Genomic DNA, 24,054 nt, shown 5'->3' on the forward strand with positions numbered 1-24,054 from the left:
AATAAAAAGGGAGTGAATAACTCACTCCCTTTATTCAACGATTAATTAACGGCTTCAACCCATTGCGCTTTCACGCAGCCGTGCTTTCAGCTTGTTATATTCGTCGATCACATACTGTTCCGCCGCGCGCTGATCCGCAATTGGCTCCACGTTGACGGCGCAGTATTTATACTCCGGCGTTTTGGTTATCGGGCTGAGGTTCTCCGTCACCAGCTCGTTACAGGCACCAATCCACCACTGGTAGGTCATATAGACAGCCCCTTTGTTTGGACGGTCGCTGACCTGCGCGCGGGTAATGATGCGGCCTTTGCGCGAATTCACCCACACCAGCGCTTCATCCTCAATGCCGAGGCGCTCCGCATCGGCGGTGTTGATCTGCGCGTAGCCCGGTTCGTCCGCCAGCGCCGCCAGCGCGGCGCAGTTGCCGGTCATTGAACGACAGGAGTAGTGGCCTACTTCACGCACGGTAGAGAGCACCATCGGGTACTCCTCGGTGAGTTTATCGATCGGCGCAACCCAGTCGCAGGTGAAGAACTGCGCCAGCCCGTTCGGGGTGTCAAATTTCTCTTTAAAGAGATACGACGTCCCCTGGTCGGCCTCCGACTCGTCCCGGCACGGCCACTGGATGTAGCCCAGCTCACCCATTTTTTCATAGGTTGCCCCATAAAAGTCCGGGCACAGATGCCGCAGCTCGTCCCAGATCTCCTGGGTGTTGTTGTAGTGCATCGGGTAGCCCATGCGGGTGGCGATTTCGCTGATGATCTGCCAGTCCGTTTTCAAATCCCACTTCGGCTCGACCGCCTTAAAGAAGCGCTGGAAGCCGCGGTCCGCCGCCGTATAGACGCCTTCATGCTCGCCCCAGGAGGTTGACGGGAGAATCACATCCGCCGCCGCCGCGGTTTTGGTCATGAAGATATCCTGGACAATCACCAGCTCCAGATCCTCAAAGCCTTTGCGCACCGCAGACAGCTCGGCGTCGGTCTGGAGCGGATCTTCACCCATGATGTAGGCCGCCCGCACTTCACCGTGCGCCGCGCGGTGCGGCAGCTCGCTGATGCGATAGCCGGTGTGTGCCGGCAGGCTCTCCACGCCCCAGGCCTTCGCGAACTTCTCGCGGTTTTCCGGGTACTTCACGTACTGATAGCCCGGATACGTGTCCGGCAGCGCACCCATGTCGCAGGCACCCTGGACGTTATTCTGGCCGCGAACCGGGTTAACGCCGACGTGCGCTTTGCCCAGATTCCCGGTCAGCATCGCGAGGCTGGTCAGGGAGCGCACGGTTTCCACGCCCTGGTAGAACTGGGTCACGCCCATGCCCCACAGGATGGCGGCGGTTTTCGCTCCGGCATACATCCGAGCCGCCTGGCGGATCTCCTGCGCGCTCACGCCGGTTATCGCCTCTACCGACTCCGGCGTGTAGCCTTCGACAATTTTCCGGTACTCTTCAAACCCTTCCGTACGCGTGGCGACAAACGCCTGGTCGTACAGGTTCTCCTCAATAATGACGTGCCCCATCGCATTCAACAGCGCGATATTCGAGCCGTTTTTCAGCGCAATGTGCATATCCGCAATGCGCGCGGTTTCGATTTTGCGCGGATCGCAGACGATGATTTTCGCCCCGTTCTGTTTAGCGCGAATCACGTGGTTCGCGACGATAGGGTGAGAATCCGCCGGGTTATAACCGAAGATAAACACCAGATCGGTGTTATCTATCTCGTTGATAGCATTACTCATTGCGCCGTTACCGACCGACTGGTGCAGACCTGCAACCGATGGGCCGTGTCAGACGCGAGCGCAGCAGTCGACGTTATTGGTACCAATAACGGCGCGCGCGAATTTTTGCATCACGTAGTTGGTTTCATTCCCGGTCCCGCGTGAGGAGCCGGTGGTCTGAATGGCATCCGGGCCATACTTGGCCTTAATGGAACTCAGGCGCGTGGCGACGTAATCCAGCGCCTCGTTCCAGGAGACGGCTTCCAGCTTGCCGCCGCGCTCGCGGCGGATCATAGGGTTTTTCAGGCGCGGGGTGAGGATTTGTGTATCGTTAATAAAATCCCAGCCGTAATACCCCTTCAGGCACAGCGTGCCCTGGTTGGTTTTCCCCTGCGCGGCCTCCGCCCGGACGATTTTGCCGTTATCGACCACCAGGTGGATCTTGCAACCTGAGGCACAATAAGGGCAAACCGTGACGACTTTTTTCATCAGTCTGCTCCAGTTAATCAAATCTTTCGCACTGACTAATGCAGCTTCTATGCCATGTTTTTAGTGGGGTTACTCACCGGCTTTACGGTGCATTCCCGGCGAAATCTCTGACGAAAAGCAGACAATCGTCAAAATTGACGTGTCGAATGAGCGGCGGATGTGACATGGGTTGAATTTCCGTCACGGAAAAATCCATTTCACTGGAGCCGACGGCAGAATGGTTCAGACTTAACATAATCCCCTGACGGAAGCATATGATGAAACCGGCGATTCTGGTGGTTGATGACGATATGGCAGTGTGTGAACTGCTGCAGGATGTGCTGAGCGAGCATGTCTTTAGCGTGCTTGTCTGCCACAACGGCCAGGATGCGCTGCGACAGGTCCAGCAGGAGCCGGCTATCGCCCTTGTTCTGCTGGATATGATGCTGCCGGACATCAACGGCCTGCAGGTTTTGCTGCAGCTGCAAAAGCAGCGCCCGGCGCTACCGGTGATCATGTTAACCGGGCTGGGCAGTGAATCAGATGTGGTGGTGGGGCTGGAGATGGGGGCTGACGATTATATTGGCAAACCGTTTAATCCACGCGTGGTGGTGGCTCGCGTTAAGGCCGTGCTGCGTCGTACCGGAGCGCTGGCAGCCGAAGCGCCGATGCCACGTGCGGCGGGGATAACCTTCAACGACTGGACGCTGGACACCGCCCGCTGTGAACTGATTGATCCGCAGCGTAACGCCGTGCCACTGACTCAGGGTGAATATGGCCTGCTGCTGGCGCTCACGCAAAATGCCCGCCGGGTACTGAGCCGCGAGCAGCTGCTTGAGCTCACCCACAGCGAAAGTACCGAGGTATTCGACCGCACGATTGACGTGTTGATCATGCGCCTGCGGCGAAAAATCGAGGTCAACCCGCATCAGCCTAAGCTCATCAAAACCATGCGCGGTCTGGGCTACGTTTTTGCCGCCGATGTGTCTCATAGCGAGAAAGCGGCCTAAGTATTCTCTTTAATAAACAGCTGCAGCTCGGCCAGCGTTTTCGCGCCGTCAATCGCATTGGCCGCCAGCAGGCTTGCCCGCGCGCAGGCGTGCGCCAGATAAATACTTTCTGTCAGCGGCAGCGATTCATGGCAGCCGTATAAAAAGCCCGCGCAAAAGGCATCGCCCGCGCCGACGCTGCCGATAATCTCGTTCTGCTCCAGCTTCCACGACGGAACCCATCGGCCTGCTTCTCCCGGTGTTTCACCCCATGCCCCTTCCGGGCAGTGGATTACCACCCGCTGACGAACGCCTGCCGCCAGCAGCTGCGCCGCGGCATCGGCGATATGGGCGATGTTCAGGGCATCGTTGCCGTCGCGCATCTCCAGCCCGCTAAATTCACCGGCCTCGAGCTCATTAATCACCAGATAATCCAGATGGCGCAGGGCAGGGAGTACCAGCGGCTGATAGCGCGGGTCGCCCTTGCGGGACACCAGGTCAAGGGAGGTTTCATACCCTTGCTCGCGCATCTGCGCCAGCAGCCGCGCGCTGCGGGTGCCAAATTCGTCATCTGGCATATCCAGGCTGTCGAGCAGCAGCAGGTAGCCGAGATGGAAGATCTTCATCGATCCATCGAGACGATCGAAGGCGGGAAGATCCAGCAGACGGTTGGCGCCCGGCGAGTGGAAAAAGGTGCGCTGCCCGCTGGGATCGGTCATCACCTGCGACATGGAGGTTGGGGCGAAGGTGGTGCGCTGTACGCGCTGGCGGTTGACGTGGTACTGGTCGAGCATTGCCAGAATGTAGTCCCCGTCGCCGTCTTCCCCGATCAGCCCCACCGCCTGCAGCGGCAGGCCGGCGTGCATTTTCGCCAGCGTCAGCAGCACGTTGAGCGGCGCGCCGCCGGTGGAGCGTTCGCTGTGGGTGATTTCCGCCAGCCAGCCGCGCTCCGGCCACTGCACGATCTGGTGAACGTGATCCACCAGCATGTTGCCTGCGGCGATGATGCCTTTGCGTTCCATTATGCCTGCCCCGCGCTGCCGAAGATGCGCATCTGCTCGGCGACCGTATCGGTTATCGCCTCTTCTATCCCCAGCAGCAGTTCGGCAAACTCATCGTACAGCGGCTGGCGGTTCGCCATACGCTGCTCAACGGCGGCGAGCGCGGCCTGCGACATGCCGGTGTAGAAGTTGATTTTATGAATGCCCAGCTCGATGGCGCGGCGGAAGTCTGCATCGCTAATCCCGGAGCCGCCGTGCAGCACCAGCGGCAGCCCCGTCTGCTGACGAATGGCGTCCAGGCGCGGGAAATCGAGCTTCGGTTCGCCTTTGTATTTGCCGTGCGCGTTGCCGATGGCGACCGCCAGCGCGTCGATGCCGGTCTTATCGACAAACTCCCGCGCCAGCTGCGGGTCGGTAAAGAACGCTTCATCCGCATGTCCGTACAGCGCGCCGCCTTCATCCCCGCCGACCGCGCCCAGCTCCGCCTCCACCGAGACGCCCACCGCGTGGCACATCTTCACCACTTCCCGGGTCTGGCGAATGTTCTCCTCGTAGCTCAGCGTCGAGCCGTCGAACATCACCGAGCTAAACCCCAGGCGCAGGGCGCGCACGACGGCCTCGAAATGCAGACCGTGGTCGAGATTCAGCACCACGGGAATATCGTGACGGGCGGCTTCGAACTTGACCGCTTCGACCAGCGAATCCAGGGAAACATACTTAAAGTGCACTTCAGCGATGTTGATGATAAACGGCGAGCGTTCCTGCTTTGCGGCGGCAAACAGCGCGCGCAGGAAATGGGAGTCGAGCACGTTGAACGCGCCCAGCGCGTAGCGGTGTTTCCTGGCGTGCTCAAGACCGTCGGCAAGAGAAATCAGTGGCATCATTCACTCCTTATCTCCGAAACAGGTTGTACTCGTTGCACAGCACCAGCACCGCCGGTTCGTCTTCTTCGATGTTGTTATAGCGGGCAACGGGCTGCAAAAAGTGGTTGTCGTGCTCGTCGTCATTCACCGACGACACTTCGCCCACCAGCACGTCGCCAAAGCCGCGTTCGCCCCAGAAGCTGTGATACAGGCCGGGCGTGAGACAGATGCTTTCTCCTGGTGTGAGGCGCAGCTGGCTGCCGGGAGCGTGGGTTTGCCGACAGCCGTCAATCGTGACGGTCACGTCGGTGTTTTCGGTCTCTTCATGCGCTCCCGCATTCCATAACTCAATAATCAGGTTCCCGCCGCCCCGGTTAATGATGTCTTCCCGCTTGCGCCAGTGAAAATGCATCGGCGTCACCTGGCCGTCGCGCACGTGCATGATTTTTTCGGCGTAGCATTTCTCATACGGCACGCCGTTGGGGGAGCCGTTGCGCAGGGTAAACAGGGTCAGACCCTGCGCGGCAAAGCTGTTGCCGCCGAAAGCGGTCACGTCCCAGCCGAGCTTGAGGTCAAACACTTCCTGCCATGCGGCCCGATCAAGCTGCTGCCATTTGGTTGGCGGAAAGCTGGCAAACGGCGGGAGATGCACGTCGTGCATGGAAAAGAACTGCCGCGTGTGGCCGAGGATTTCATTGATGTCGGAGCGTTTCATGGGGACTCCTTGAAAACAGTTCCCTCTCCCTGTGGGAGAGGGAAAAGGATCATTTAACCGTCCACCCCTTATACGTGCCGACGTTCTTTTTATCGATCATCGTCACTGGGATCAGCACAGGCTCTTTCGGCGCAGGTTTGCCCTGCAGAATGTCATAGCCGATCTCCACCGCCTTCGCCGCCATCACCTGCGGATCCTGCGCCGGGGTCGCCACAAACAGGGAGTTTTCGCGCTTCAGCGCCTCTTCACCGTCCGGGGAACCGTCCACGCCGACGATAAAGAACTCGTTGCGCTGGGCCTGTTTCGCCGCCAGATCGGCGCCGATCGCGGTCGGATCGTTAATCGCGAATACGCCGTCGATCTTCGGATTGGCCGCCAGCAGAGAGGTCATCACTTCCAGCCCGCCTTCACGACTGCCTTTGGCATTTTGGTTGTCCGAGAGCACCTTGATGTCCGGATGTTTTTTGAATTCCGTCTGGCAGCCTTCCACGCGGTTCTGCACCGCGGAGACCGGCGGTCCGTTGATGATCACCACGTTGCCTTTGCCTTTCAGGCGGTCGGTAATGTACTTACAGGCCATTTCCCCCGCCTGGGTATTATCGGAGGTAATGGTCGCATCGGCCCCTTCCGCCGCCACGTCCACCGCCACGACCACGATCCCCGCTTCTTTGGCCCGCTTCACCGCCGGGCCGATCCCTTTGGAATCCGCAGCGTTGAGGATGATCATGTCCACCTTCGCGGCGATGAAGTTATCGATCTGCGACACCTGCTGGCCCAGATCGTAACCGCTGGAAACCAGCGTCACCTTGACGTTATCGCCAGCCAGCTTGCGCGCTTCCAGCTCGGCACCTTTGGTGATCTGCACGAAGAACGGGTTAGCCAGGTCGCCCACCGTCACGCCGATGGACTTCAGATCTTTTGCCTGCGCAAACGGCGTTGCGGCCAGCAGCGCGCCAGCACAGAGCGCGGTCACTAAGGGTTTCAAACGCATCTTGTCTTCCTCGCTTGTAGGGTATTGTTGTTATGCACTTTGATGATGTCGGGTACGGTATTTGTCGATCAGCACCGCTATGATGATCACCGCCCCTTTGATCACCAGCTGCCAGAAGTAGGAGACGCCCATCAGCGTCATGCCGTTGTTGAGGGTGGCGATGATCAGCGCCCCCACCAGCGTGCCGGTGATCGTGCCGATCCCGCCGACGAAGCTGGTGCCGCCGAGGATCACCGCCGCAATCGCATCCAACTCGTAACCCGTGCCGAGGTTGCCGTTGGCGCTGTAGAGGCGCGAGGCGCTCATCACCCCGCCGAGGCCGGAGAGCAGGCCGCTCATGCCGTAGACAAACAGCAGCACCAGCCAGACTTTGATGCCGGTTAAGCGCGCCGCCTGCATGTTGCCGCCGACCGCGTAGATATGAACGCCGAGCGTGGTGCGGCGCAGGATGAACCAGCAGATAGCGATGACCGCCAGGGCAATGACGACGAGCCACGGAATCGGGCCGAGATAGTTATTGCCGATCCACTCGAAGCTGATGCTGGAGTTAATCACCGTGGTACCGTCCGCCAGCAGATACGCCGCGCCGCGCAGCGCCGTATAGGTGCCGAGCGTGACGATAAACGGCGGCAGCCCGGCGAAGGCCACCAGCGCGCCGTTGAACAGCCCCAACACCATGCCGAGCATCAGCGCCGCCGGAATGGAGAGCATCGCAAATTCAGGAATAAGCGAGACCACCATCGCCGCCACCGCCGTGGTGCCGAGAATCGAGCCCACGGAGAGGTCAATCCCGCCGGTCAGAATGATGAAGGTCATCCCCGCCGCCAGCACGATGTTGATCGACGCCTGACGGGTAATGTTGAGCAGGTTACTTTCGGTAAAGAAGTTCGGGGCGATAAAGCCAAACACCGCCACAATCAGGATTAAAATCGGCAAAATGCCGACCGTTTGCATCAGATCGCTCATCAGCATTTTTTTGGCGGAGGCGGATTTCGCCACCTGCTGCGGATGGGTTGGAGTTGTCATGATTGCACCGCCTGATGATGTGTGTCGTTCACGCCGGTTGCCAGCGTCATAATATTTTCCTGAGAGATGTCGCGCCCGTGCAGTTCACCCGCAATGCTGCCTTCCCGCATTACGTACACCCGGTCGCTCATGCCTACCACTTCCGGCAGCTCGCTGGAGATCATCAGAATCGCCACCCCCTTGCGCGCCATCTGGTTCATGATGCGGTAGATCTCGCTTTTGGCACCGACGTCCACCCCGCGCGTGGGTTCGTCGAGAATCAGAATGCGCGGGCCAATCGCCACCCAGCGGGAGATCAGCAGCTTTTGCTGGTTGCCGCCGGAGAGCCCGCCCGCGCGCACCTGAGAATGGGGCACGCGGATGTTAAGCAGGGCGATAGCATCATCGGAAATGGACTGGGCTTTTTTGCGGTTAAGCATGCCGAAGGTGGCGTCGCGCTCCAGCGTCGCCATGGTGATGTTCTCCTGCGCCGCCAGCTCCAGAAACAGCCCCTGTTCCTTGCGGTTCTCGGTGAGAAAACCAATCCCGTTTTCAATGGCCGCGCGCGGGGAGTGGATCACCACCGGCTCGCCGTCCACCTCAATCATCCCGCCGGTGGCCTTGCGCACGCCGAAAATCAACTGCGCCAGCTCGGAGCGTCCGGCCCCGACCAGCCCCGCCAGCCCGACGATTTCACCGGAGCGCACCTGCAGGCTGCACGGCTGCACTTTTTTACCGTCGGTGAGGTGGTGCACGTTGAGACGCGGGCTGCCGAGAGGGATATCGCGCTCTTTGTTGAACAGATCGCTGAGCGGGCGGCCCACCATCATCTTCACCAGTTCAGACGCGTTCAGCTTGTCGCGCGTCAGGCTGCCGACGTACTGCCCGTCGCGCAGAACGCTCACGCGGTCAGAGAGTTCATATACTTCCGCCATGCGGTGGCTGATATAGATGATCGCCATCCCTTCATCGCGCAGGCGCAAAATCAGTTCAAACAGGCGATGGGTTTCGCGGGAGGAGAGGGCGGCGGTGGGTTCGTCCATCACCAGGATGCGGCTGTTGCGGTGCAGCGCGCGGGCGATTTCCACCTGCTGCTGCTCGGCGATGGTCAGCTTCATCACCAGGTCGGTGGCGCTGAACTGCGCGCCGAGACGGTCAATCACCGCCTGCGCCTGGGCGGCCATCTCCTTGCGCTGCACCAGCCCGCCGCGCGACAGCTCGCTGCCGAGGAAGATATTTTCCGCGACGGTCAGATTGGGGGCGAGCTGCATCTCCTGGTAAATCAGGGTAATGCCTGCGGCCAGCGCGTCCTTCGGCCCTTTGATGTGAAACGGCTGGCCGTCGATCAGGATCTCGCCGCCGGTGGCGGTATAGGCCCCCGCGAGGATCTTCATCAGCGTGCTTTTTCCCGCGCCGTTTTCCCCCATCAGCGCGTGGATCTCACCGGGGAAGACCGTCAAATCTACGCCCTTGAGCGCGTGGAAATTGCCAAAGGTTTTGGCAATGTGGCGCATCTCTAAAACCGGGGTTCTGCTCATGGCGGATCTCCTGTGAATGTCGATATCTGCACTTCATCACAGGTGCGTAAATGCAAAATGTCAGAAGCTGTTCATATTTGTCATAGTTATGAATAGCGAATGTGGATCACAGTTACGGAGTCAACATGTCTTCACGCCCCCCGTTCTTCTCCAGCGCCCGCGGTCGCCTGCTGATATTTAACCTGCTGGTGGTCGCCGTCACGCTGATGGTGAGCGGCGTGGCGGTGCTCGGCTTTCGTCATGCCAGCCAGATCCAGGAGCAGGTCCAACAGCAAACGCTGGACGACATGACCGGGAGCATGAACCTCGCGCGCGACACGGCCAACGTGGCAACGGCGGCGGTGCGGCTTTCGCAGGTAGTGGGGGCGCTGGAGTACAAAGGCGAGGCCGAGCGGCTGAAGCAGATGCAAACGGCGCTGCGCCGCTCGCTGGAACAGCTGGCGGATGCCCCGCTGGCGCAGCAGGAGCCGGCGCTGGTGGCGCGGATTATTCGCAGAAGCAATGAATTACAGCAAAGCGTAACGGGGATGCTGGAGCGTGGGCAAAAGCGGCATCTTGAGCGTAACGCGCTGCTGAGCTCGCTCTATCAAAGCCAGAGCTATTTACGCCATCTTCAGGACATCAACCGCCGCTTCGGCAGCAACGTGCCGGACGCGCGGCAGCTGATGGAGATGGATCGGCTGATCGCGGCCGCGATTGATACACCTTCGCCGCGTGCTACCGTTCAGCAGCTGGACGCCGTGACCGCCACGCTGCCCCGAAGCGCCATACAGCCGGTCGTGGAGGGCGTTCTGCCCGATTTTAACGCCGAGCTGCGCAAGCTTGCCCCGCTGTCGAAGCAGCTGGAGGAGAGCGATCTGTCCATCAGCTGGTATATGTTCCACATTAAGGCCCTGGTGGCGATTCTTAATAGCGATATTAATCAGTACGTTGAACAGGTGGCGCAGGCTTCCCGGCTTCGCACGGCCCAGAGCCATCACGAGTTGCAATCCATAAGCGTGTTTATCAGCATCTTCGCCGTGCTGGCGCTGATCATCACCGGCTGCGCCTGCTGGTATATCTACCGCAATCTGGGCTCCAACCTGACGGCCATCTCCCGGGCGATGTCGCGACTTGCCCACGGTGAACAGGATGTTTCTGTTCCTGCGCTGCAGCGGCGCGACGAGCTGGGCGAGCTGGCGCGCGCGTTTAACGTTTTTGCCCGCAACACCGCCTCGCTTGAGCACACCACGCGGCTGCTGAAAGAGAAAACCACGCAGATGGAGATCGACCGCATCGAGCGTCAGGGGCTGGAAGAGGCGCTGCTGCACAGCCAGAAGATGAAGGCCGTCGGACAGCTGACTGGCGGGCTGGCGCATGATTTTAACAACCTGCTGGCGGTAATTATCGGCAGCCTTGAGCTGACAGACCCCGAATCAAACGACGCGCCGCGCATTACCCGTGCGCTGAAGGCTGCCGAACGCGGCGCGCTGCTGACCCAGCGCCTGCTGGCGTTTTCCCGCAAACAGTCCCTGACGCCGCATGCAGTAGAGATGCTGCCCCTGCTGGAAAACCTTCGGGAACTGATGCGCCACTCGCTGCCCGCCACGCTTACTCTGGAGATTGAAGCGCAAACCCCGGCATGGCCCGCGTGGATTGACGTCAGCCAGCTGGAAAACGCCATTATCAACCTGGTGATGAACGCCCGGGATGCGATGGAAGGCCAGAGCGGGGCGATCAAAATTCGCACCTGGAACCAGCGCGTGACCCGCAGCGACGGACGCAGGCAGGATATGGTAGCGCTGGAGGTCATCGATCGCGGCAGCGGGATGTCGCAGGAGGTGAAATCCCGGGTTTTTGAACCGTTCTTCACCACCAAGCAGACCGGGAGCGGAAGCGGGCTGGGCCTGTCGATGGTGTACGGTTTTGTGCGTCAGTCCGGGGGGCGGGTAGAGATCGAAAGCGCGCCGGGACAAGGAACGACCGTGCGGCTCCACCTCCCGCGCTCGACGCTGCCCGCCGTTTCGGAGGATGAAGCGCTGGCTGCCACAACGTCCGTGGATAACGAGCGGCTTGTACTGGTGCTGGAAGATGAGGCGGACGTTCGCCAGACCCTGTGCGAACAGCTGCATCAGCTTGGCTACCTGACGCTCGAAGCGGACAGCGGCGAACAGGCCCTGAGCATGCTGGCGGCTTCGCCGGATATTGGCATGTTTATCAGCGATCTGATGCTGCCCGGAAGCCTGAGCGGGGCCGAGGTGATTAACCATGTGCGCAGCCATTACCCGCAGCTTCCGGTGCTGCTGATCAGCGGGCAGGATTTGCGCCCGGCGCATAACCCGCAGCTGCCGGACGTTCCGTTACTGCGTAAGCCGTTTACCCGCCAGCAGCTGGCGCAGGCGCTGCGGAAGGTGATGGTAATTTGAGATTCCTCCGCTACCCCGGTTCCCAGCCATTCATTACCGTAAGGCCAGTTCCCCTGCGAGTCTGGCCTTATGAAACGTTACTCTACCGTCCTGTTATTTGGTCTGCTGACTTTAACCAGCCAACTGGCGCATGCCGATGTGATTGATGACGCCATTGGCAACATTCAGCAGGCGATCAACGATGCCTACAACCCCAGCAGCAGCCGTAATGACGATGACGACGATCGTTACGACCGCAGCCGTCAAATCGACAGCCGACAGTACGACGATCGTCGTCGGCAGCTCGAAGACAGACGCCGCCGCTTAGACGAGCGTCAGCGCCAGCTGGACGACGACAGGCGTCGGTTAGAAGAGGACGAGCGCAGGTTGGAAGACGATTACGATCGCGGCTAAGTGCGGCCTGTTGCCCTCACCCCAGCCCTCTCCCACGGGAGAGGGAGAAAACCTAATCCAGCACCAGTACCATCCCGTCATATCCCGCTTCAATGCCGTCCGGCAGCGGGTTATCCATCATCCATGCGTCAAACTGATGGCTAATGTGCGTCAGGATCACCTGCGGACAGCCAATCACCTCGTTCAGGGCAATCACCGTATTTAAATCACTGTGGTTGCGCGGCGTCTCCGGACGCGGTTCATGGCTGCAGTCGATGATTATCGCCTGTGGCTGATTGTTGAGCAGAAACGTCACCGTTTTATCCGGCAGCCCGGCGGTATCAGTAAGCCACGCCACGCGGCTATGGGCCGATTCCAGCAGATACCCGAAGGTCAGTTTTGAATGGTTGAGCGGCAGCGGCGTGACCCGCAGCCCCTGCAGCTCAAACATCACGAACGGCTCGACCGTGTGGCTGAAATCCAGAATACCGGGGTGTTTAAACAGGTCGTCACAGCCCGCTTCATCCGGCGGGCCGAAGACCGGGATGGTTGCGCCCACGCCCCAGCGCAGAGGGAATAGCCCCTGGACGTGATCCATATGATAGTGCGTGAGCAAAAACTGCTGGAAGCTCCCCGCCGGCCAATCGTCCATCAGGTGCGGAATGCCCGCATCCAGCAGGGTGACAGCATCGTTGAATTTGACCACCGCGCTACAGGGGCGACGGCGATAGTTGTCCTGCAGGCGCGCCCTGCGACACGCCGCGCAGTCGCAGCCAAAGACCGGGACCAGCTGTGCGCTTCCGGTTCCCGTTAACGTGATGGTCAGACTCATAACGCACCTCTACAGCGGTTTGGTGAAGCGAAAATGGCTCTGCGTATATCCCTCACGAACGTAAAAGCGGTGGGCGTCCGTGCGCTTCACGCTGGTGGAGAGTTCGGTCAGCTCGGCGCCTGCCTGCCTCGCGATGTCCTCCGCCCATGCCAGCAGCTTGCTGCCCACCTTTAGCCCGCGCGCCTGCGGCATCACCACCAGCTCCTGGATCTCGCCGATCCAGCGGGCATGATGCAGGTGAAACTGCATGTGCAGGCCGATCATGCCGACGACCTGTCCGTCCAGCTCGGCAAGCTGGTAGCGCATGTTGTGATCCTGCAGATTGGCAAGATAGCCAGCGTGAAACGCCTGGTGGTCAAATTCACACTGCTTAAGCTCGCAGATCAGAGCGTAAACGATTTGCGCGTCGTCGGCGGTGGCGGGGCGAAGCTGGCATTCAGGCATGCTGTCTCTCCTTCTGGCGAATAAGCGATAAAAAGGTCTCGACTGACTGTAGCAAACTTCCGTCGTTATTGAGGACATGACAGCCCGACGGAGTGTAGCGCGCCGCACGTTCCAGCCGCTGGTCGATCTCACGCGCATTTTCGCGCCCCCGGCTTTGCAGGCGGCTGCGCAGAATATCCGGAGAAACCTGCAAACAGACCGGCAGCAGCGCCGCTTCGTACCGGGCTTTTGCCTGCGGCAGATGCGCGCGCGAGCCGTTAACCAGCACGTCGAAGCCCGCGTGCAGCCAGAGGTCGATCTCGATGCCGACGCCGTAATAAAAGCCGTTCGCGTGCCAGCTCAGCGCCAGCAGATTTTGCCCGGCGCGGGTAAAAAACTCCTGCTCGCTCAGGGCGATATGGTTTTCACTGCCAGCGTTAGCCGCGCGGGTAATGTAGCGGTGCGCCACCAGCAGCTGTGAATGTTCCCGCTGCCGTAACGCCGACAGCAGGCTGTCTTTTCCCGAGCCGGACGGGCCCATTAACCAGATGAGTCTTCCCATCAGAACACCCTTTTTCCCTGACGCCAGACGTGGTCGATATGAACGTGCTCGCCCTTGCGGTGCGCCAGCACCAGGTCTGCCCGTTTGCCTTCGGCAATCTCACCGCGGTCGTGAAGGTTGAGCGCGCTGGCCGGGTTTTTCGTCACCAGTCGAATCGCCTGCGGCAGCGTAAAGCGGTTGTCCTCGTCGTCTGCAACGCGGAAGGCCGCGTCCAGCAGGCTGGCGGGGTAGTAGTCAGACGAGAGGATATCCAGCAGGCCGAGGGAAGCGAGTTTGCTTGCCGCCACGTTGCCGGAGTGCGATCCGCCGCGCACGATGTTCGGCGCGCCCATCAGCACGTTCATGCCGTGTTTGCGGGAGGCTTCAGCCGCTTCGAACGTGGTGGGAAATTCGGCGATCACGCTGCCAAGCTGGTGGGATTCGCGCACGTGATCGTGCGTGGCGTCGTCATGGCTGGCCAGCGCAATGTTGCGGTCCCGACACATCGCGGCAATGGAGAGACGGTTCGGCTGCGACCATTGTGCCGCAAGCGCCAGCTGCTCTTCTTCGTAGCGCGCCATCTCCGCGTCGTTGAGCGAGTATTTGCCCTGATAGTATTCACGGTACTTTTCAATGTTGGCGAACTGGCGCTGCCCCGGGGAGTGATCCATCAGGGAGACCAGCGACACCGGCTCGCGGCCGACCAGCTTTTCAAACAGCGGCAGGGTGGTGTGATGCGGCAGCTCGCAGCGCAGGTGCAGGCGGTGCTCGGCGCGGTTGAGGCCGCGCTTTTGCGTCTCCTCTACGGCGTTGATCATCTTTTCCAGATTTTCCAGACGATCGCCGCCGTCGCGCACGTCGCCGATCGCCACCGCGTCCAGCACCGTGGTGATGCCGCTGGCGACCATCAGCGCGTCGTGGCTGCTCATCGCCGAATGGGCGGGCCAGTCCACCTTCGGGCGCGGGGTGAAGAATTTATCCAGATTATCGGTATGCAGCTCAATCAGCCCCGGCAGCAGCCAGCCGCCGTCGCCGTCCATCGCTTCAGGAGAACGGCTTTGGGTTTCGGCAAAGGCGCGGATGACGCCGTCCTGGATTTCAACCGAACCCTTCACGACCTCATTTTCCAGCACCAGCCTGACATTATTGATAATCATGCGTTTGTCCCCATCGGGTGCAGCCTGTCCGCTACGCGATTGCGGACGGCGTCGTCGTGGAAGATCCCGACGATCGCCGCCCCGCGCGCTTTGGCCTGTTCGATCAGCGCTATCACCGCTGCGCTGTTTTTAGCGTCGAGCGAGGCGGTGGGTTCATCCAGCAGTAAAATCGGATAGTCGACGATAAACCCGCGCGCGATATTCACGCGCTGCTGCTCGCCGCCGGAAAAGGTCGACGGGGCCAGGTGCCACAGGCGCTCCGGCACGTTGAGGCGCGTCAGCAGGCTGGCGGCCCTGGCGGCGCAGGTTTCGCGCGGGACGCCGAGATCCAGCAGGGGCTGCATCACCACGTCCAGGGCGGAGATCCGCGGGATCACCCGCAGGAACTGGCTGACCCAGCCGATCGTTGAGCGGCGCACTTCCAGCACCTTGCGCGCCGGGGCCTGAGCCAGATCGACCCACTCTTCGTTATGGCGAATATGGATGTGGCCTTCGTCCGGTAAATAGTTGGCGTACAGGGAGCGCAGCAGGGTCGATTTACCGCTGCCGGAGTGGCCGTGCAGCACCACGCATTCACCCTGACTCACCTCTAACGAGGCATTTTGCAGCACCGGCAGGCGCACGCCATTTTGCTGGTGGAGCACAAAGGTCTTACTGACATTTTCAACGTGGATCATGTTGGCCTCTCAATTCTGTAATACCGAGGACACCAGCAGCTGGGTGTACGGATGATGTGGATCGTCGAGCACGCGGTCGGTCAGCCCACTTTCCACCACCTGACCCTGCTTCATCACCAGCAGGCGGTCCGCCAGCAGGCGCGCAACGCCCAGATCGTGGGTGACAATCACCACCGCCAGGTTCAGCTCCACCACCAGGCCGCGCAGCAGGTCGAGCAGGCGGGCCTGCACGGAGACGTCCAGCCCGCCGGTGGGTTCATCCATAAACACCAGCTTTGGATGGGTGACCAGATTGCGGGCAATTTGCAAACGCTGCTGCATACCGCCGGAAAAGGTGGTTGGCAGGTCGTCAATGCGCGAGGCGGGGATCTCCACCTCCTCCAGCCAGTGCTGTGCGGTGGCACGGATGTTGCCGTAGTGGCGCGCGCCGGTGGCCATCAGCCGTTCGCCGATATTGCCTCCCGCCGACACCTGACGGCGCAGGCCGTCCATCGGGTGCTGATGCACCACGCCCCACTCGGTGCGCAGCAGGCGACGGCGCTCGGCCTCGCTTATGTCGTAGAGGGAGCGTCCCTGATACAGGATCTCGCCGTGTTGCGGCGTCAGGCGCGCGGAGATGGACTTCAGCAGGGTGGTTTTGCCGGAGCCGGACTCGCCGACAATGCCCAGCACTTCGCCCGGCCACAGCTCGAACGACACGTCGCTGAAGCCTTTTCCCGGCGCATAAAGGTGGGTCAGGTTATTAACCGAAAGCAGCGGTTTCATTGGCCGTTCGCCTCGCTCTGTTGGCGGCAGTAATCGGTGTCGGAGCAGACAAACATCCGTTTGCCCGTATCGTCCAGCACCACTTCATCGAGATAGCTGTGTTTGGATCCGCAGATGGCGCACGGCTCGTCCCACTCCTGCACCGTAAACGGGTGATCGTCGAAATCCAGGCTTTCGACACGCGTATACGGCGGCACGGCGTAGATGCGTTTTTCACGTCCGGCACCAAAGAGCTGCAGGGCAGGCATCATGTCCATCTTCGGATTGTCGAATTTTGGGATCGGCGACGGGTCCATGACGTAGCGCCCGTTGACCTTCACCGGGTAGGCGTAGGTGGTGGCGATATGGCCGAAGCGGGCGATGTCTTCATACAGTTTGACCTGCATGATCCCGTACTCTTCCAGTGCGTGCATGGTGCGGGTCTCGGTTTCGCGCGGCTCGATAAAGCGCAGCGGCTCCGGGATCGGCACCTGGAAAATCAGAATCTGATCTTCCGTCAGCGGAGTCTCCGGAATGCGGTGGCGGGTCTGGATCAGCGTCGCGTCTTCGGTTTTTTCGGTGGTGTTGACGCCCGTCACGCGCTTAAAGAAGTTGCGGATCGACACGGCGTTGGTGGTATCGTCCGCGCCCTGGTCGATAACCTTCAGCACGTCCGCTTCGCCAATCACGCTGGCGGTGATCTGAATGCCGCCCGTGCCCCAGCCGTACGGCATCGGCATTTCACGGCCACCAAACGGCACCTGATAGCCGGGGATCGCCACTGCCTTAAGGATGGCGCGGCGGATCATGCGTTTAGTTTGCTCATCCAGATAGGCAAAGTTGTAGCCGCTTAAGTTAGCCATTGGCGCGCTCCCGTTGCAGGCGTTTCAGCAGTTCCAGTTCGGCCTGGAAATCGACGTAGTGCGGCAGCTTGAGGTGCGAGACAAAGCCTGCGGCCTCGACGTTGTCCGCGTGGGCCAGCACGAACTCTTCGTCCTGCGCCGGGCCGGCAATGTGCTCGCCGTAGTCCGGCGCCTGCAGGGCGCGGTCAACCAGCGCCATCGCCATCGCCTTGCGCTCGCAGAGGCCAAACACCAGCCCGTAGCCGCGGGTAAAATGCGGGTCTTCATTCTCTGGCGCGACGAAACCGTTGACCATTTCGCACTCGGTCATCAGCAGTTCGCCGACGTTCACCGCAAAACCCAGCTCTTCCGGCACGATTTCGACGTCGAGATAGCCGCTGCGGATCTCTGCCGCGAACGGGTGGTTGCGCCCGTAGCCGCGCTGTGTGGAGTAGGCCAGCGCCAGCAGATACCCTTCGTCGCCGCGCATCAGCTGTTGCAGACGGGACGAGCGTGAGCACGGGTAGACCGGCGGCGTGCGGGTGACGTCGTCCGGCGTGGCGCCAGTGTCTTCTTCCGCTTTCGCCAGCCCCTGGTTTGCCAGCAGGCTGAAGACGTGCGGAGACGGTTCCTGTTCGACATCTGAAGTGCTGAGCGTTGGGGCTTCGCCGTTCGCCAGCAGCGTGAAGTCCAGCAGACGATGGGTGTAGTCGTAAGTCGGGCCAAGCAGCTGGCCGCCGGGAATGTCTTTATAAACGGCAGAGATTCGGCGCTCCAGGCGCATTTCCGCCGTGTTCACCGGCTCGCTGACTGCCAGACGGGGAACGGTGGTGCGCCAGGCGCGCAGCAGGAAGATGGCTTCCACGTTATCGCCGCTGGCCTGCTTGAGCGCCAGCGCTGCAAGCTCGCGGTCAGCAACGCCGCCCTCGGTCATCACGCGGTCAACCGCGAGGTTAAGCTGTTGCTCAATTTGGGCGACGCTCAGCTCGGGAAGCTGTTCATCGCCCCGGCGTCTGTGCTCCTGTAAGGCATGAGCGGCGGCGATCGCCTTTTCGCCTCCTTTGACGGCTACGTACATCAGCACACCTCCACGTGGGTAGTCCGCGGGATTGCCAGCAGGCGCTCCCCGCAGGTCAGGATCAGGTCAATGCCGAGCGGGAACGGGTGCGGGCGCTCGGTCAGCTCATGGATGATGCACTCCGGTAGCTGAGGCGCGACCATCCGCTCGTCGGCGATGCCTGCGCCTGTCAGGCGAAGCATGCGGCCACCGCTCAGGCTGGAGACCTGCAAAATCAGCGTGGCGCTGGTTTCCGGTGCGACGGCACTGCCTTCGCTAAGGGCGTTAAGCTGTTCATGGCTGATCTGTTCGTCGGCGACGGCAAAGACCGCCTGCTGGGGCTGATCGACCAGCGGCGCGCTGGTGTGAAAGCGCAGGTTCTGGCTGGCGATATCGTTCAGCAATGCGCCTGACAGCCATACCGGGGTGTCGTTGTCCGCCAGCGTCAGCAGCACGCTGGTGGAGGCGAGGTTCAGCGGCAGCCAGCCCTGCGAGAGCTGGTGCAGCGAGACGATCACGCCGGGCTCGCTCATGGCTTTCAGCAGGCGACGGAAACTCTGTTGGGCATCCTGGACGGCCAGGGTAAAAGCAGGTTGAAGCGTCATGCGTTGTCTCCGCGAACGAGCGTAAAGAAGTCGACCCGGCTGGTGTTCACTTCGGCCTGACGCGCGGCAAGGCGTGCGGCGCGGTCGGCTTCCAGCGGGGCAATAAGGGTTTCCATTAACGTCTGGAAATGCGGGTGTTCCTGTAAAAGCGCGTCGATCACCGCGCAGCGCTCGGCGTGCGTTTTGTCTCGCCCAAGTACGTAGCTATAACCCAGCGTGCCGCTGTTAAGGCGGATAGCCGCGCGGGTGAGGGTGGCATCGCCGGCGAAGAAGCGCTCGCCGGTGCCGCCCATGCGTGCCTGGATCTGCACCAGGCCGATCTCCGGCGCGCGGATCGTGTCGTAGTCCGGCGTCAGGCCGAGTGCGTTCATGCGGGCGGCCAGCGCAGCAGGCTGGCTATGGGCCAGCACGCGCATCCAGCGCTGTCGGGTGGAGGTGTCGAAGTGCATTCAGTGCTCCATGGTGAATTCAATCATGTCGGCGCGGGTCAGGCTGACGGAGTATTCCGTCGCGTTGATCTCGCCGTCACGGTGGTTGAGGGTGCGCACGCAGAGCAGCGGGGCCATATTGGGGATCTCCAGCACCTTGCTCTCTTTCGCCTGCGCACGGCGGGCGCTGATGCGCGTCTGGGTGCGTTTGAGCGCGATACCCGTCGCGTCCTGAAGGAAATCATGCAGGGAACCGCTGGCGAAATGTTGCAGCACTGGCCAGAGGGCCAGGTCCGCGAAGTAGTGGTCGATCTGGCAGACCGCCACGCCGTTGACCCGGCGCAACGTACGCAGGTGTACGACGTTGTCACCCTCCTGAATCCCGAGCGCGTCCGCCACGTGGCGGGAGGCCGGGCGCAGTACCGAGAGCAGCTTTTCGCTGGTCGGATGGCTGCCTTGATCCAGCAGGTTCTGGCTAAAACGCGCCTGGGCGTTGAGCGGGTAGTCAAACGGGCGCATCAGCACCAGCACGCCGACGCCCTGACGGCGCTGGACCCAGCCGCGCTCCACCAGCTGGTCAATGGCGCGGCGCAGGGTGTGGCGGTTCACTTCGTAGCGGTCGGCAAGCTGCTGCTCGGCGGGCAGGTAGTCACCGCAGCGGTAATGCGTGCGCAGCTCCACTTCGAGCCTGGCCGCAATCTCTTGCCAGCGGGTAGGGTAACTGGTCGGATGTCTGGATAAGTGCATACCAATCAAAGCCTCGCTAATCAGATGAAGTGCTTACGCAAGCGTTGAGAGAGGAAATCCAGCAGGCTGACGGTGACGATGATAAGCACCATCAGGGCGCAGGTTTGCTGGAACTGGAAACCGCGAATCGCTTCCCACAGGGTGACGCCAATCCCGCCTGCGCCCACCATACCGACCACGGTGGCGGAGCGAACGTTGGACTCGAAGCGGTACAGCGAGTAGGAGATCAGCAGCGGCATCACCTGCGGCAGGACGCCGTAGAGGATCTCTTCGATTTTGTTGGCGCCGGTTGCGCGAATACCTTCCACCGGGCCGGGCTCGATGGCTTCGACCGCTTCCGAGAGCAGCTTGGAGAGCACGCCGGTGGTGTGGATGAACAGTGCCATCACGCCGGCGAACGGACCCAGGCCAACGGCGACCACGAACAGCATCGCAAAGACCATTTCGTTGATGGCGCGACAGGCGTCCATCAGGCGACGCATCGGCTGGTAAACCCACCACGGTACGATGTTCTCGGCGCTCATCAGACCGAACGGAATGGAGAGAACGACGGCGAGGGCGGTGCCCCAGACGGCGATTTGCAGGGTGATGGCCATTTCGCTGAGGTAGTCCTGCCACTGGCTGAAGTCCGGCGGGAAGAAGTCGGCGGCGAAGGTCGCCATGTTGCCGGAATCTTTGAAGAGCAGCAGCGGATCCATCTCCGCGCCCTTCCAGGAGATAACGAGTACCGCCAGCAGGATGGCCCAGCTTATGAGCGAGAACCAGCTGCGCTTCGGCGGCGGGAGGGTGATGGTTTGCATGTTGGCTCCTTAATCTGTTCTCCCTCTCCCCCAAGGGAGAGGGGACTTGTGTTACTGCACCGCTTTATTCACGCTCGTCATCGCACCCAGCGCGGCGGTCAGGCGGTCGAGGTCTTCCAGCTGGGCCTGGATTTCAGAGACTTTGCTGGTCTTCTCCTCTTCCTTCAGCCCTTTGTTGTCCTTCACGGCCTGCATCTGCTTAAACAGCGCCAGCTGGCGAATCGGGACCAGCTGCAGATCGCTGGACGCGCGGAACGGTGCCCAGCCCAGACGTTCCAGAACCGCTTTCTCTTCCGGCGTTTTGCCGTAGTTCATAAAGAAGTCGTAGACCTTGTCCTTGGTGCTTTCAGACAGGTTCTTGCGCCACACAATCGGGTCGCCGGGGATCAGCGGGGATTTCCAGATAACCTTGATCTCTTTCAGCTTGTCCGGTGCGGAGGTCTTCAGCTTGTCGAGGTTCTCGGTGTTGTTGGTGGCAACATCCACCTGCTTGTTGGCGACGGCCAGGGCGTTGGTTTCATGGCTGGCGTTCACCGTGCGCTTGAAGTCGCTAGCGGAGGCGTTGTTTTTGGCGAAGACGTAGTAGCCAGGGACCAGGTAACCCGAGGTGGAGTTCGGGTCGCCGTTGCCGAAGGTCAGCTCTTTGCGTTTGGCGATCATGTCGTTGAGGTTGTTGATCGAGCTGTCTTTGTTGACGATCAGCACGCTCCAGTATCCTGGAGAACCATCTGCCGCAACGGTCTGGGCAAAGACCTGACCGTTGGCGCGGTCCACCGCTTCCATGGCGGAAAGGTTGCCGTACCAGGCGATGTCCACTTTGTTAAAGCGCATCCCCTGGATGATGCCCGCGTAGTCCGGGGCGAAGAAGGCGTTCACTTTGATCCCCAGTTTGGTTTCCATATCTTTCAGGAACGGTTCCCACTGCGGCTTCAGGTTTTGCTGTGATTCCGTTGAAATGATGCCAAAGTTCAACGCTTTTTCCTGCTCTTCGGCGTACGCCGGGCTTAACAGGGTGCTGATGCTGAACATGCTGGTGAAGGCCAGCGCGGCAACGGCTTTGTAGTTCATTTCCATTCCTCGTTATCGGGGCGTTAAGCAGCCTGCGCGCGTTCTTCGACGCGGTTTACGCTGCGGTAGAGATGGTCAAAACGTTCGTTATCAAACTGATGGCTGGCGCCATCGAAGAACACGTGGCCCTGACGCAGGGCGACGATGCGCTCGCAGTAGCGCAGGGCGTAATCCACCTGATGCAGCGTCACCACTACGGTGATGTCGTCGTTCTGGTTGATGTCGCGCAGGGTTTCCATCACGATGCGGGCCGACTCCGGATCCAACGAGGCGATGGGCTCATCGGCGAGAATGATTTTGGCTTTCTGCATCAGGGCGCGGGCGATAGCGACGCGCTGCTGCTGCCCGCCGGACAGCGTGGACACGCGCTGGTGGGCGAAGTGCGCCATGCCGACGCGGGTCAGCGCCTGTAAGGCTTCCTGCTTCTGTGATGGGGAGAACCAGCGCAGGCAGGTGCGCCAGAACGGGGTGCTGCCGAGCGCGCCAATCAGCACGTTCTCCAGCACCGTCAGGCGGTTCACCAGGTTGAACTGCTGAAAGATGTAGCCCGTCCGGGCGCGGCTTTTGCGAATATCGCTCGCCAGACGGCCCGCATGCTGCACGGTGTTACCCAGCAGCTCGACGCGGCTTTCCGGCGTTTTATCGCAGGTAATAAGGCCGCTTAAGTGACGCAGAAGGGTGGATTTTCCTGAACCGGACGGCCCCAGCAGCGCCACCATTTCGCCCTGCTGGACGATCAGATCAACGGCATGCAGCGCCTTGTTGTGATTGAAGGTCTTGCTCAGTTTCTCGACGCGGATAACAGTGTGCATGTGCTGGGCCTCACGATAAATGTGGCCTCATGCTGGCGCATCAATATGACATTTGGGTTAAGTGCAGGTTGCGGGAGTTTGAAGAGTTGAGGGGAGTTTGATGACAGGCGGAGGCAGACCGCCCACCGCCCGAAAATTAGTGCTGCTGCTTAACGACGTTAATCATCCACGGCACGCCGTACTTGTCGGTGACCTTACCGAAGCCGTGCGCCCAGAAGGTTTCCTGCCAGGCCATGTCGATATTCCCGCCATCGGCAAGGTTGTCGAACCAGCGCTTGCCTTCTGACACATCCTGCGTGTCGAGCACCAGCGTGAAGCCCGCGTACTGTGCGCTGCTGCCCGGCGGCAGCCCGTCGCTCATCATGATATCGCTGCCCGCAATGCGAACGTTGGAGTGAGCGATAGCCGAATCCGGAAACTGCATGCCGGACGGACAGCCTTCTTCGCTGTTATCGCTTTTTGGCATTTCGCCGAAGGTGATTTTATAGAGGAGTTCTGCGCCGACGGCCTGCTGATAGAAGGCGGTAGCCTCTGCACAGTTGCCGGCAAAAGAGATGTAGGGACTTAACGGCATAATCTTTACCTCACGTAAGAAAAGCCCGTTAAGTGTAGTTCCCGAAAGCCCGGTAAGCGAAGCGCTACCAGGCGGGTAAATCAGTTCTTTTTCACGAACTCGGATTTCAGTTTCATCGGACCGAAGCCGTCAATTTTGCAATCGATATTATGATCGCCTTCCACCAGACGGATATTTTTCACTTTGGTGCCGATCTTCAGCATGGAAGAGCTGCCTTTCACCTTAAGATCTTTCACCACGGTGACGCTGTCGCCATCCGCCAGCAGATTACCGTTGGCATCTTTGACGACCAGCGCATCAGCGTCCTGCGCTGGCTCGGCATCATTCCATTCGTGTGCACATTCCGGGCAGATGAACATGCCATTATCTTCGTATGTGTATTCAGAATTGCATTTTGGGCAGTGTGGGAGTTGCATGTCGGTATCCTCAAAAGTGTTAACGCGCTGGAAAGTGCCAGCTAAATGACGGCAGAGTGCCGAAAAAGGCGGCAAGTATAACGCAAATCCACACTTTTGTCGGTGCTATTGTGAATTTAAAAAACGCAGAAAATGTGTTGCGAGTGACACTTACTGTCAGTCAGCTAAGCGATGCTAACGTCATTAACACGGTGGAAAGAGAAGTCGCTAAATATATCGAATATTTTATTGCGGCAAATTGCTACGCACCTTCATTTCGGATAAGGTGAAG

General features: G+C 60.3%; 26 protein-coding genes. 3 read left to right on the forward strand and 23 right to left on the reverse strand.

Annotation, left to right across the window (positions count from 1 at the left end; translation table 11 throughout):
- Positions 1-54: 54 nt before the first annotated feature.
- Complete coding sequence (gene fdhF / locus HBA26_RS06270; protein WP_126346019.1) at positions 55-2,202, reverse strand: formate dehydrogenase subunit alpha; 2,148 nt, start codon at positions 2,200-2,202, stop codon at positions 55-57.
- Between the two features lie 257 nt (positions 2,203-2,459).
- On the opposite strand from fdhF, the gene HBA26_RS06275 reads away from it, so the two are divergent.
- Positions 2,460-3,191, forward strand: a complete 732-nt coding sequence (locus tag HBA26_RS06275) for a response regulator transcription factor (RefSeq protein ID WP_048960190.1) — start codon at positions 2,460-2,462, stop codon at positions 3,189-3,191.
- Here the strand turns inward: HBA26_RS06275 and HBA26_RS06280 are convergent.
- The 6 genes from HBA26_RS06280 to HBA26_RS06305 are packed head-to-tail and all read right to left on the reverse strand — an operon-like array spanning position 3,188 to position 9,283.
- A complete protein-coding gene (locus HBA26_RS06280) occupies positions 3,188-4,195 on the reverse strand; it encodes a carbohydrate kinase family protein (RefSeq protein WP_088204513.1) in 1,008 nt (335 codons plus the stop codon). The two genes, HBA26_RS06275 and HBA26_RS06280, sit on opposite strands and share 4 nt — an antisense overlap.
- A complete protein-coding gene (locus HBA26_RS06285; protein WP_028015195.1) occupies positions 4,192-5,052 on the reverse strand; it encodes a ketose 1,6-bisphosphate aldolase in 861 nt (286 codons plus the stop codon). The genes HBA26_RS06280 and HBA26_RS06285 overlap by 4 nt, the downstream gene beginning before the upstream one ends.
- 10 nt (positions 5,053-5,062) lie before the next feature.
- The gene (locus HBA26_RS06290; protein WP_041911521.1) at positions 5,063-5,749 is read right to left on the reverse strand and encodes a D-lyxose/D-mannose family sugar isomerase; all 687 of its coding nucleotides are present in this window, start codon (positions 5,747-5,749) and stop codon (positions 5,063-5,065) included.
- A 49-nt stretch (positions 5,750-5,798) separates the two neighbouring features.
- Complete coding sequence (locus tag HBA26_RS06295) at positions 5,799-6,740, reverse strand: ABC transporter substrate-binding protein (RefSeq protein ID WP_028015197.1); 942 nt, start codon at positions 6,738-6,740, stop codon at positions 5,799-5,801.
- Between the two features lie 30 nt (positions 6,741-6,770).
- Complete coding sequence (locus HBA26_RS06300; protein WP_028015198.1) at positions 6,771-7,766, reverse strand: ribose ABC transporter permease; 996 nt, start codon at positions 7,764-7,766, stop codon at positions 6,771-6,773.
- On the reverse strand, positions 7,763-9,283 hold the full coding sequence (locus HBA26_RS06305; RefSeq protein WP_028015199.1) for a sugar ABC transporter ATP-binding protein: 1,521 nt from the start codon (positions 9,281-9,283) through the stop codon (positions 7,763-7,765). Before HBA26_RS06305 ends, HBA26_RS06300 begins: the two co-directional genes overlap by 4 nt.
- 125 nt (positions 9,284-9,408) lie before the next feature.
- On the opposite strand from HBA26_RS06305, the gene HBA26_RS06310 reads away from it, so the two are divergent.
- Both HBA26_RS06310 and yjdP read left to right on the forward strand, forming a co-directional pair.
- On the forward strand, positions 9,409-11,688 hold the full coding sequence (locus HBA26_RS06310; RefSeq protein WP_126327273.1) for an ATP-binding protein: 2,280 nt from the start codon (positions 9,409-9,411) through the stop codon (positions 11,686-11,688).
- 69 nt (positions 11,689-11,757) lie between these two features.
- Positions 11,758-12,081, forward strand: coding sequence for a DDRRRQL repeat protein YjdP (yjdP, locus tag HBA26_RS06315; protein ID WP_028015201.1), 324 nt, complete (start codon positions 11,758-11,760; stop codon positions 12,079-12,081).
- A 52-nt stretch (positions 12,082-12,133) separates the two neighbouring features.
- Here yjdP and phnP read toward each other — a convergent pair whose 3' ends face one another.
- The 16 genes from phnP to HBA26_RS06395 all read right to left on the reverse strand — a co-directional run bounded on the left by phnP (position 12,134) and on the right by HBA26_RS06395 (position 23,783).
- Positions 12,134-12,892 carry a phosphonate metabolism protein PhnP gene (phnP, locus tag HBA26_RS06320; protein ID WP_126346018.1) on the reverse strand — a complete coding sequence of 253 codons (759 nt, stop codon included), beginning with the start codon at positions 12,890-12,892 and terminating at the stop codon, positions 12,134-12,136.
- Positions 12,893-12,901: 9 nt separating this feature from the next.
- Positions 12,902-13,336, reverse strand: coding sequence for an aminoalkylphosphonate N-acetyltransferase (phnO, locus tag HBA26_RS06325; RefSeq protein WP_126346017.1), 435 nt, complete (start codon positions 13,334-13,336; stop codon positions 12,902-12,904).
- Positions 13,329-13,880, reverse strand: a complete 552-nt coding sequence (phnN, locus tag HBA26_RS06330) for a ribose 1,5-bisphosphokinase (protein ID WP_028015204.1) — start codon at positions 13,878-13,880, stop codon at positions 13,329-13,331. Before phnN ends, phnO begins: the two co-directional genes overlap by 8 nt.
- A complete protein-coding gene (gene phnM, locus HBA26_RS06335) occupies positions 13,877-15,013 on the reverse strand; it encodes an alpha-D-ribose 1-methylphosphonate 5-triphosphate diphosphatase (protein ID WP_045261065.1) in 1,137 nt (378 codons plus the stop codon). Before phnM ends, phnN begins: the two co-directional genes overlap by 4 nt.
- Positions 15,010-15,690, reverse strand: a complete 681-nt coding sequence (phnL, locus tag HBA26_RS06340) for a phosphonate C-P lyase system protein PhnL (protein ID WP_126346016.1) — start codon at positions 15,688-15,690, stop codon at positions 15,010-15,012. The genes phnM and phnL overlap by 4 nt, the downstream gene beginning before the upstream one ends.
- A gap of 9 nt (positions 15,691-15,699) precedes the next feature.
- Entirely contained in the window at positions 15,700-16,455 is a 756-nt protein-coding gene (gene phnK / locus HBA26_RS06345) for a phosphonate C-P lyase system protein PhnK (protein ID WP_045261067.1), read from the reverse strand.
- On the reverse strand, positions 16,452-17,297 hold the full coding sequence (gene phnJ, locus HBA26_RS06350; RefSeq protein ID WP_041911512.1) for an alpha-D-ribose 1-methylphosphonate 5-phosphate C-P-lyase PhnJ: 846 nt from the start codon (positions 17,295-17,297) through the stop codon (positions 16,452-16,454). The genes phnK and phnJ overlap by 4 nt, the downstream gene beginning before the upstream one ends.
- Positions 17,290-18,354, reverse strand: coding sequence for a carbon-phosphorus lyase complex subunit PhnI (locus tag HBA26_RS06355; protein ID WP_126346015.1), 1,065 nt, complete (start codon positions 18,352-18,354; stop codon positions 17,290-17,292). The genes phnJ and HBA26_RS06355 overlap by 8 nt, the downstream gene beginning before the upstream one ends.
- The gene (gene phnH, locus HBA26_RS06360) at positions 18,354-18,938 is read right to left on the reverse strand and encodes a phosphonate C-P lyase system protein PhnH (RefSeq protein WP_045630769.1); all 585 of its coding nucleotides are present in this window, start codon (positions 18,936-18,938) and stop codon (positions 18,354-18,356) included. Before phnH ends, HBA26_RS06355 begins: the two co-directional genes overlap by 1 nt.
- A complete protein-coding gene (gene phnG / locus HBA26_RS06365; protein WP_028015211.1) occupies positions 18,935-19,387 on the reverse strand; it encodes a phosphonate C-P lyase system protein PhnG in 453 nt (150 codons plus the stop codon). The genes phnH and phnG overlap by 4 nt, the downstream gene beginning before the upstream one ends.
- Positions 19,388-20,113: a phosphonate metabolism transcriptional regulator PhnF gene (gene phnF, locus HBA26_RS06370; RefSeq protein ID WP_047366878.1), complete on the reverse strand. Its 726-nt coding sequence runs from the start codon at positions 20,111-20,113 to the stop codon at positions 19,388-19,390.
- Between the two features lie 20 nt (positions 20,114-20,133).
- Positions 20,134-20,913: a phosphonate ABC transporter, permease protein PhnE gene (gene phnE / locus HBA26_RS06375; protein WP_028015213.1), complete on the reverse strand. Its 780-nt coding sequence runs from the start codon at positions 20,911-20,913 to the stop codon at positions 20,134-20,136.
- Positions 20,914-20,964: 51 nt separating this feature from the next.
- Positions 20,965-21,981 carry a phosphonate ABC transporter substrate-binding protein gene (gene phnD / locus HBA26_RS06380; RefSeq protein ID WP_126346014.1) on the reverse strand — a complete coding sequence of 339 codons (1,017 nt, stop codon included), beginning with the start codon at positions 21,979-21,981 and terminating at the stop codon, positions 20,965-20,967.
- A gap of 23 nt (positions 21,982-22,004) precedes the next feature.
- Positions 22,005-22,793, reverse strand: coding sequence for a phosphonate ABC transporter ATP-binding protein (gene phnC, locus HBA26_RS06385; protein WP_126346013.1), 789 nt, complete (start codon positions 22,791-22,793; stop codon positions 22,005-22,007).
- Between the two features lie 136 nt (positions 22,794-22,929).
- Positions 22,930-23,367, reverse strand: a complete 438-nt coding sequence (yjdN, locus tag HBA26_RS06390) for a VOC family metalloprotein YjdN (RefSeq protein ID WP_028015216.1) — start codon at positions 23,365-23,367, stop codon at positions 22,930-22,932.
- A gap of 80 nt (positions 23,368-23,447) precedes the next feature.
- Positions 23,448-23,783 (reverse strand): zinc ribbon domain-containing protein YjdM, encoded by a 336-nt coding sequence (locus HBA26_RS06395; RefSeq protein ID WP_028015217.1) that lies wholly within the window; start codon positions 23,781-23,783, stop codon positions 23,448-23,450.
- Positions 23,784-24,054 lie beyond the last annotated feature (271 nt).

This window comes from Enterobacter sp. 725m/11 (genome assembly GCF_011683705.1).
GTDB lineage: Bacteria > Pseudomonadota > Gammaproteobacteria > Enterobacterales > Enterobacteriaceae > Enterobacter > Enterobacter bugandensis.

Excerpts from the sequence above, each read along its gene's own strand:
- HBA26_RS06275 (WP_048960190.1), top strand. The coding sequence starts at position 2,460 with ATGAAACCGGCGATTCTGGTGGTTGATGACGATATGGCAGTGTGTGAA.
- HBA26_RS06285 (WP_028015195.1), bottom strand. The coding sequence starts at position 5,052 with ATGCCACTGATTTCTCTTGCCGACGGTCTTGAGCACGCCAGGAAACAC.
- HBA26_RS06290 (WP_041911521.1), bottom strand. The coding sequence starts at position 5,749 with ATGAAACGCTCCGACATCAATGAAATCCTCGGCCACACGCGGCAGTTC.
- HBA26_RS06295 (WP_028015197.1), bottom strand. The coding sequence starts at position 6,740 with ATGCGTTTGAAACCCTTAGTGACCGCGCTCTGTGCTGGCGCGCTGCTG.
- HBA26_RS06300 (WP_028015198.1), bottom strand. The coding sequence starts at position 7,766 with ATGACAACTCCAACCCATCCGCAGCAGGTGGCGAAATCCGCCTCCGCC.
- HBA26_RS06305 (WP_028015199.1), bottom strand. The coding sequence starts at position 9,283 with ATGAGCAGAACCCCGGTTTTAGAGATGCGCCACATTGCCAAAACCTTT.
- HBA26_RS06310 (WP_126327273.1), top strand. The coding sequence starts at position 9,409 with ATGTCTTCACGCCCCCCGTTCTTCTCCAGCGCCCGCGGTCGCCTGCTG.
- yjdP (WP_028015201.1), top strand. The coding sequence starts at position 11,758 with ATGAAACGTTACTCTACCGTCCTGTTATTTGGTCTGCTGACTTTAACC.
- phnP (WP_126346018.1), bottom strand. The coding sequence starts at position 12,892 with ATGAGTCTGACCATCACGTTAACGGGAACCGGAAGCGCACAGCTGGTC.
- phnO (WP_126346017.1), bottom strand. The coding sequence starts at position 13,336 with ATGCCTGAATGCCAGCTTCGCCCCGCCACCGCCGACGACGCGCAAATC.
- phnM (WP_045261065.1), bottom strand. The coding sequence starts at position 15,013 with ATGATTATCAATAATGTCAGGCTGGTGCTGGAAAATGAGGTCGTGAAG.
- phnL (WP_126346016.1), bottom strand. The coding sequence starts at position 15,690 with ATGATCCACGTTGAAAATGTCAGTAAGACCTTTGTGCTCCACCAGCAA.
- phnK (WP_045261067.1), bottom strand. The coding sequence starts at position 16,455 with ATGAAACCGCTGCTTTCGGTTAATAACCTGACCCACCTTTATGCGCCG.
- phnJ (WP_041911512.1), bottom strand. The coding sequence starts at position 17,297 with ATGGCTAACTTAAGCGGCTACAACTTTGCCTATCTGGATGAGCAAACT.
- HBA26_RS06355 (WP_126346015.1), bottom strand. The coding sequence starts at position 18,354 with ATGTACGTAGCCGTCAAAGGAGGCGAAAAGGCGATCGCCGCCGCTCAT.
- phnH (WP_045630769.1), bottom strand. The coding sequence starts at position 18,938 with ATGACGCTTCAACCTGCTTTTACCCTGGCCGTCCAGGATGCCCAACAG.
- phnG (WP_028015211.1), bottom strand. The coding sequence starts at position 19,387 with ATGCACTTCGACACCTCCACCCGACAGCGCTGGATGCGCGTGCTGGCC.
- phnF (WP_047366878.1), bottom strand. The coding sequence starts at position 20,113 with ATGCACTTATCCAGACATCCGACCAGTTACCCTACCCGCTGGCAAGAG.
- phnE (WP_028015213.1), bottom strand. The coding sequence starts at position 20,913 with ATGCAAACCATCACCCTCCCGCCGCCGAAGCGCAGCTGGTTCTCGCTC.
- phnD (WP_126346014.1), bottom strand. The coding sequence starts at position 21,981 with ATGAACTACAAAGCCGTTGCCGCGCTGGCCTTCACCAGCATGTTCAGC.
- phnC (WP_126346013.1), bottom strand. The coding sequence starts at position 22,793 with ATGCACACTGTTATCCGCGTCGAGAAACTGAGCAAGACCTTCAATCAC.
- yjdN (WP_028015216.1), bottom strand. The coding sequence starts at position 23,367 with ATGCCGTTAAGTCCCTACATCTCTTTTGCCGGCAACTGTGCAGAGGCT.
- HBA26_RS06395 (WP_028015217.1), bottom strand. The coding sequence starts at position 23,783 with ATGCAACTCCCACACTGCCCAAAATGCAATTCTGAATACACATACGAA.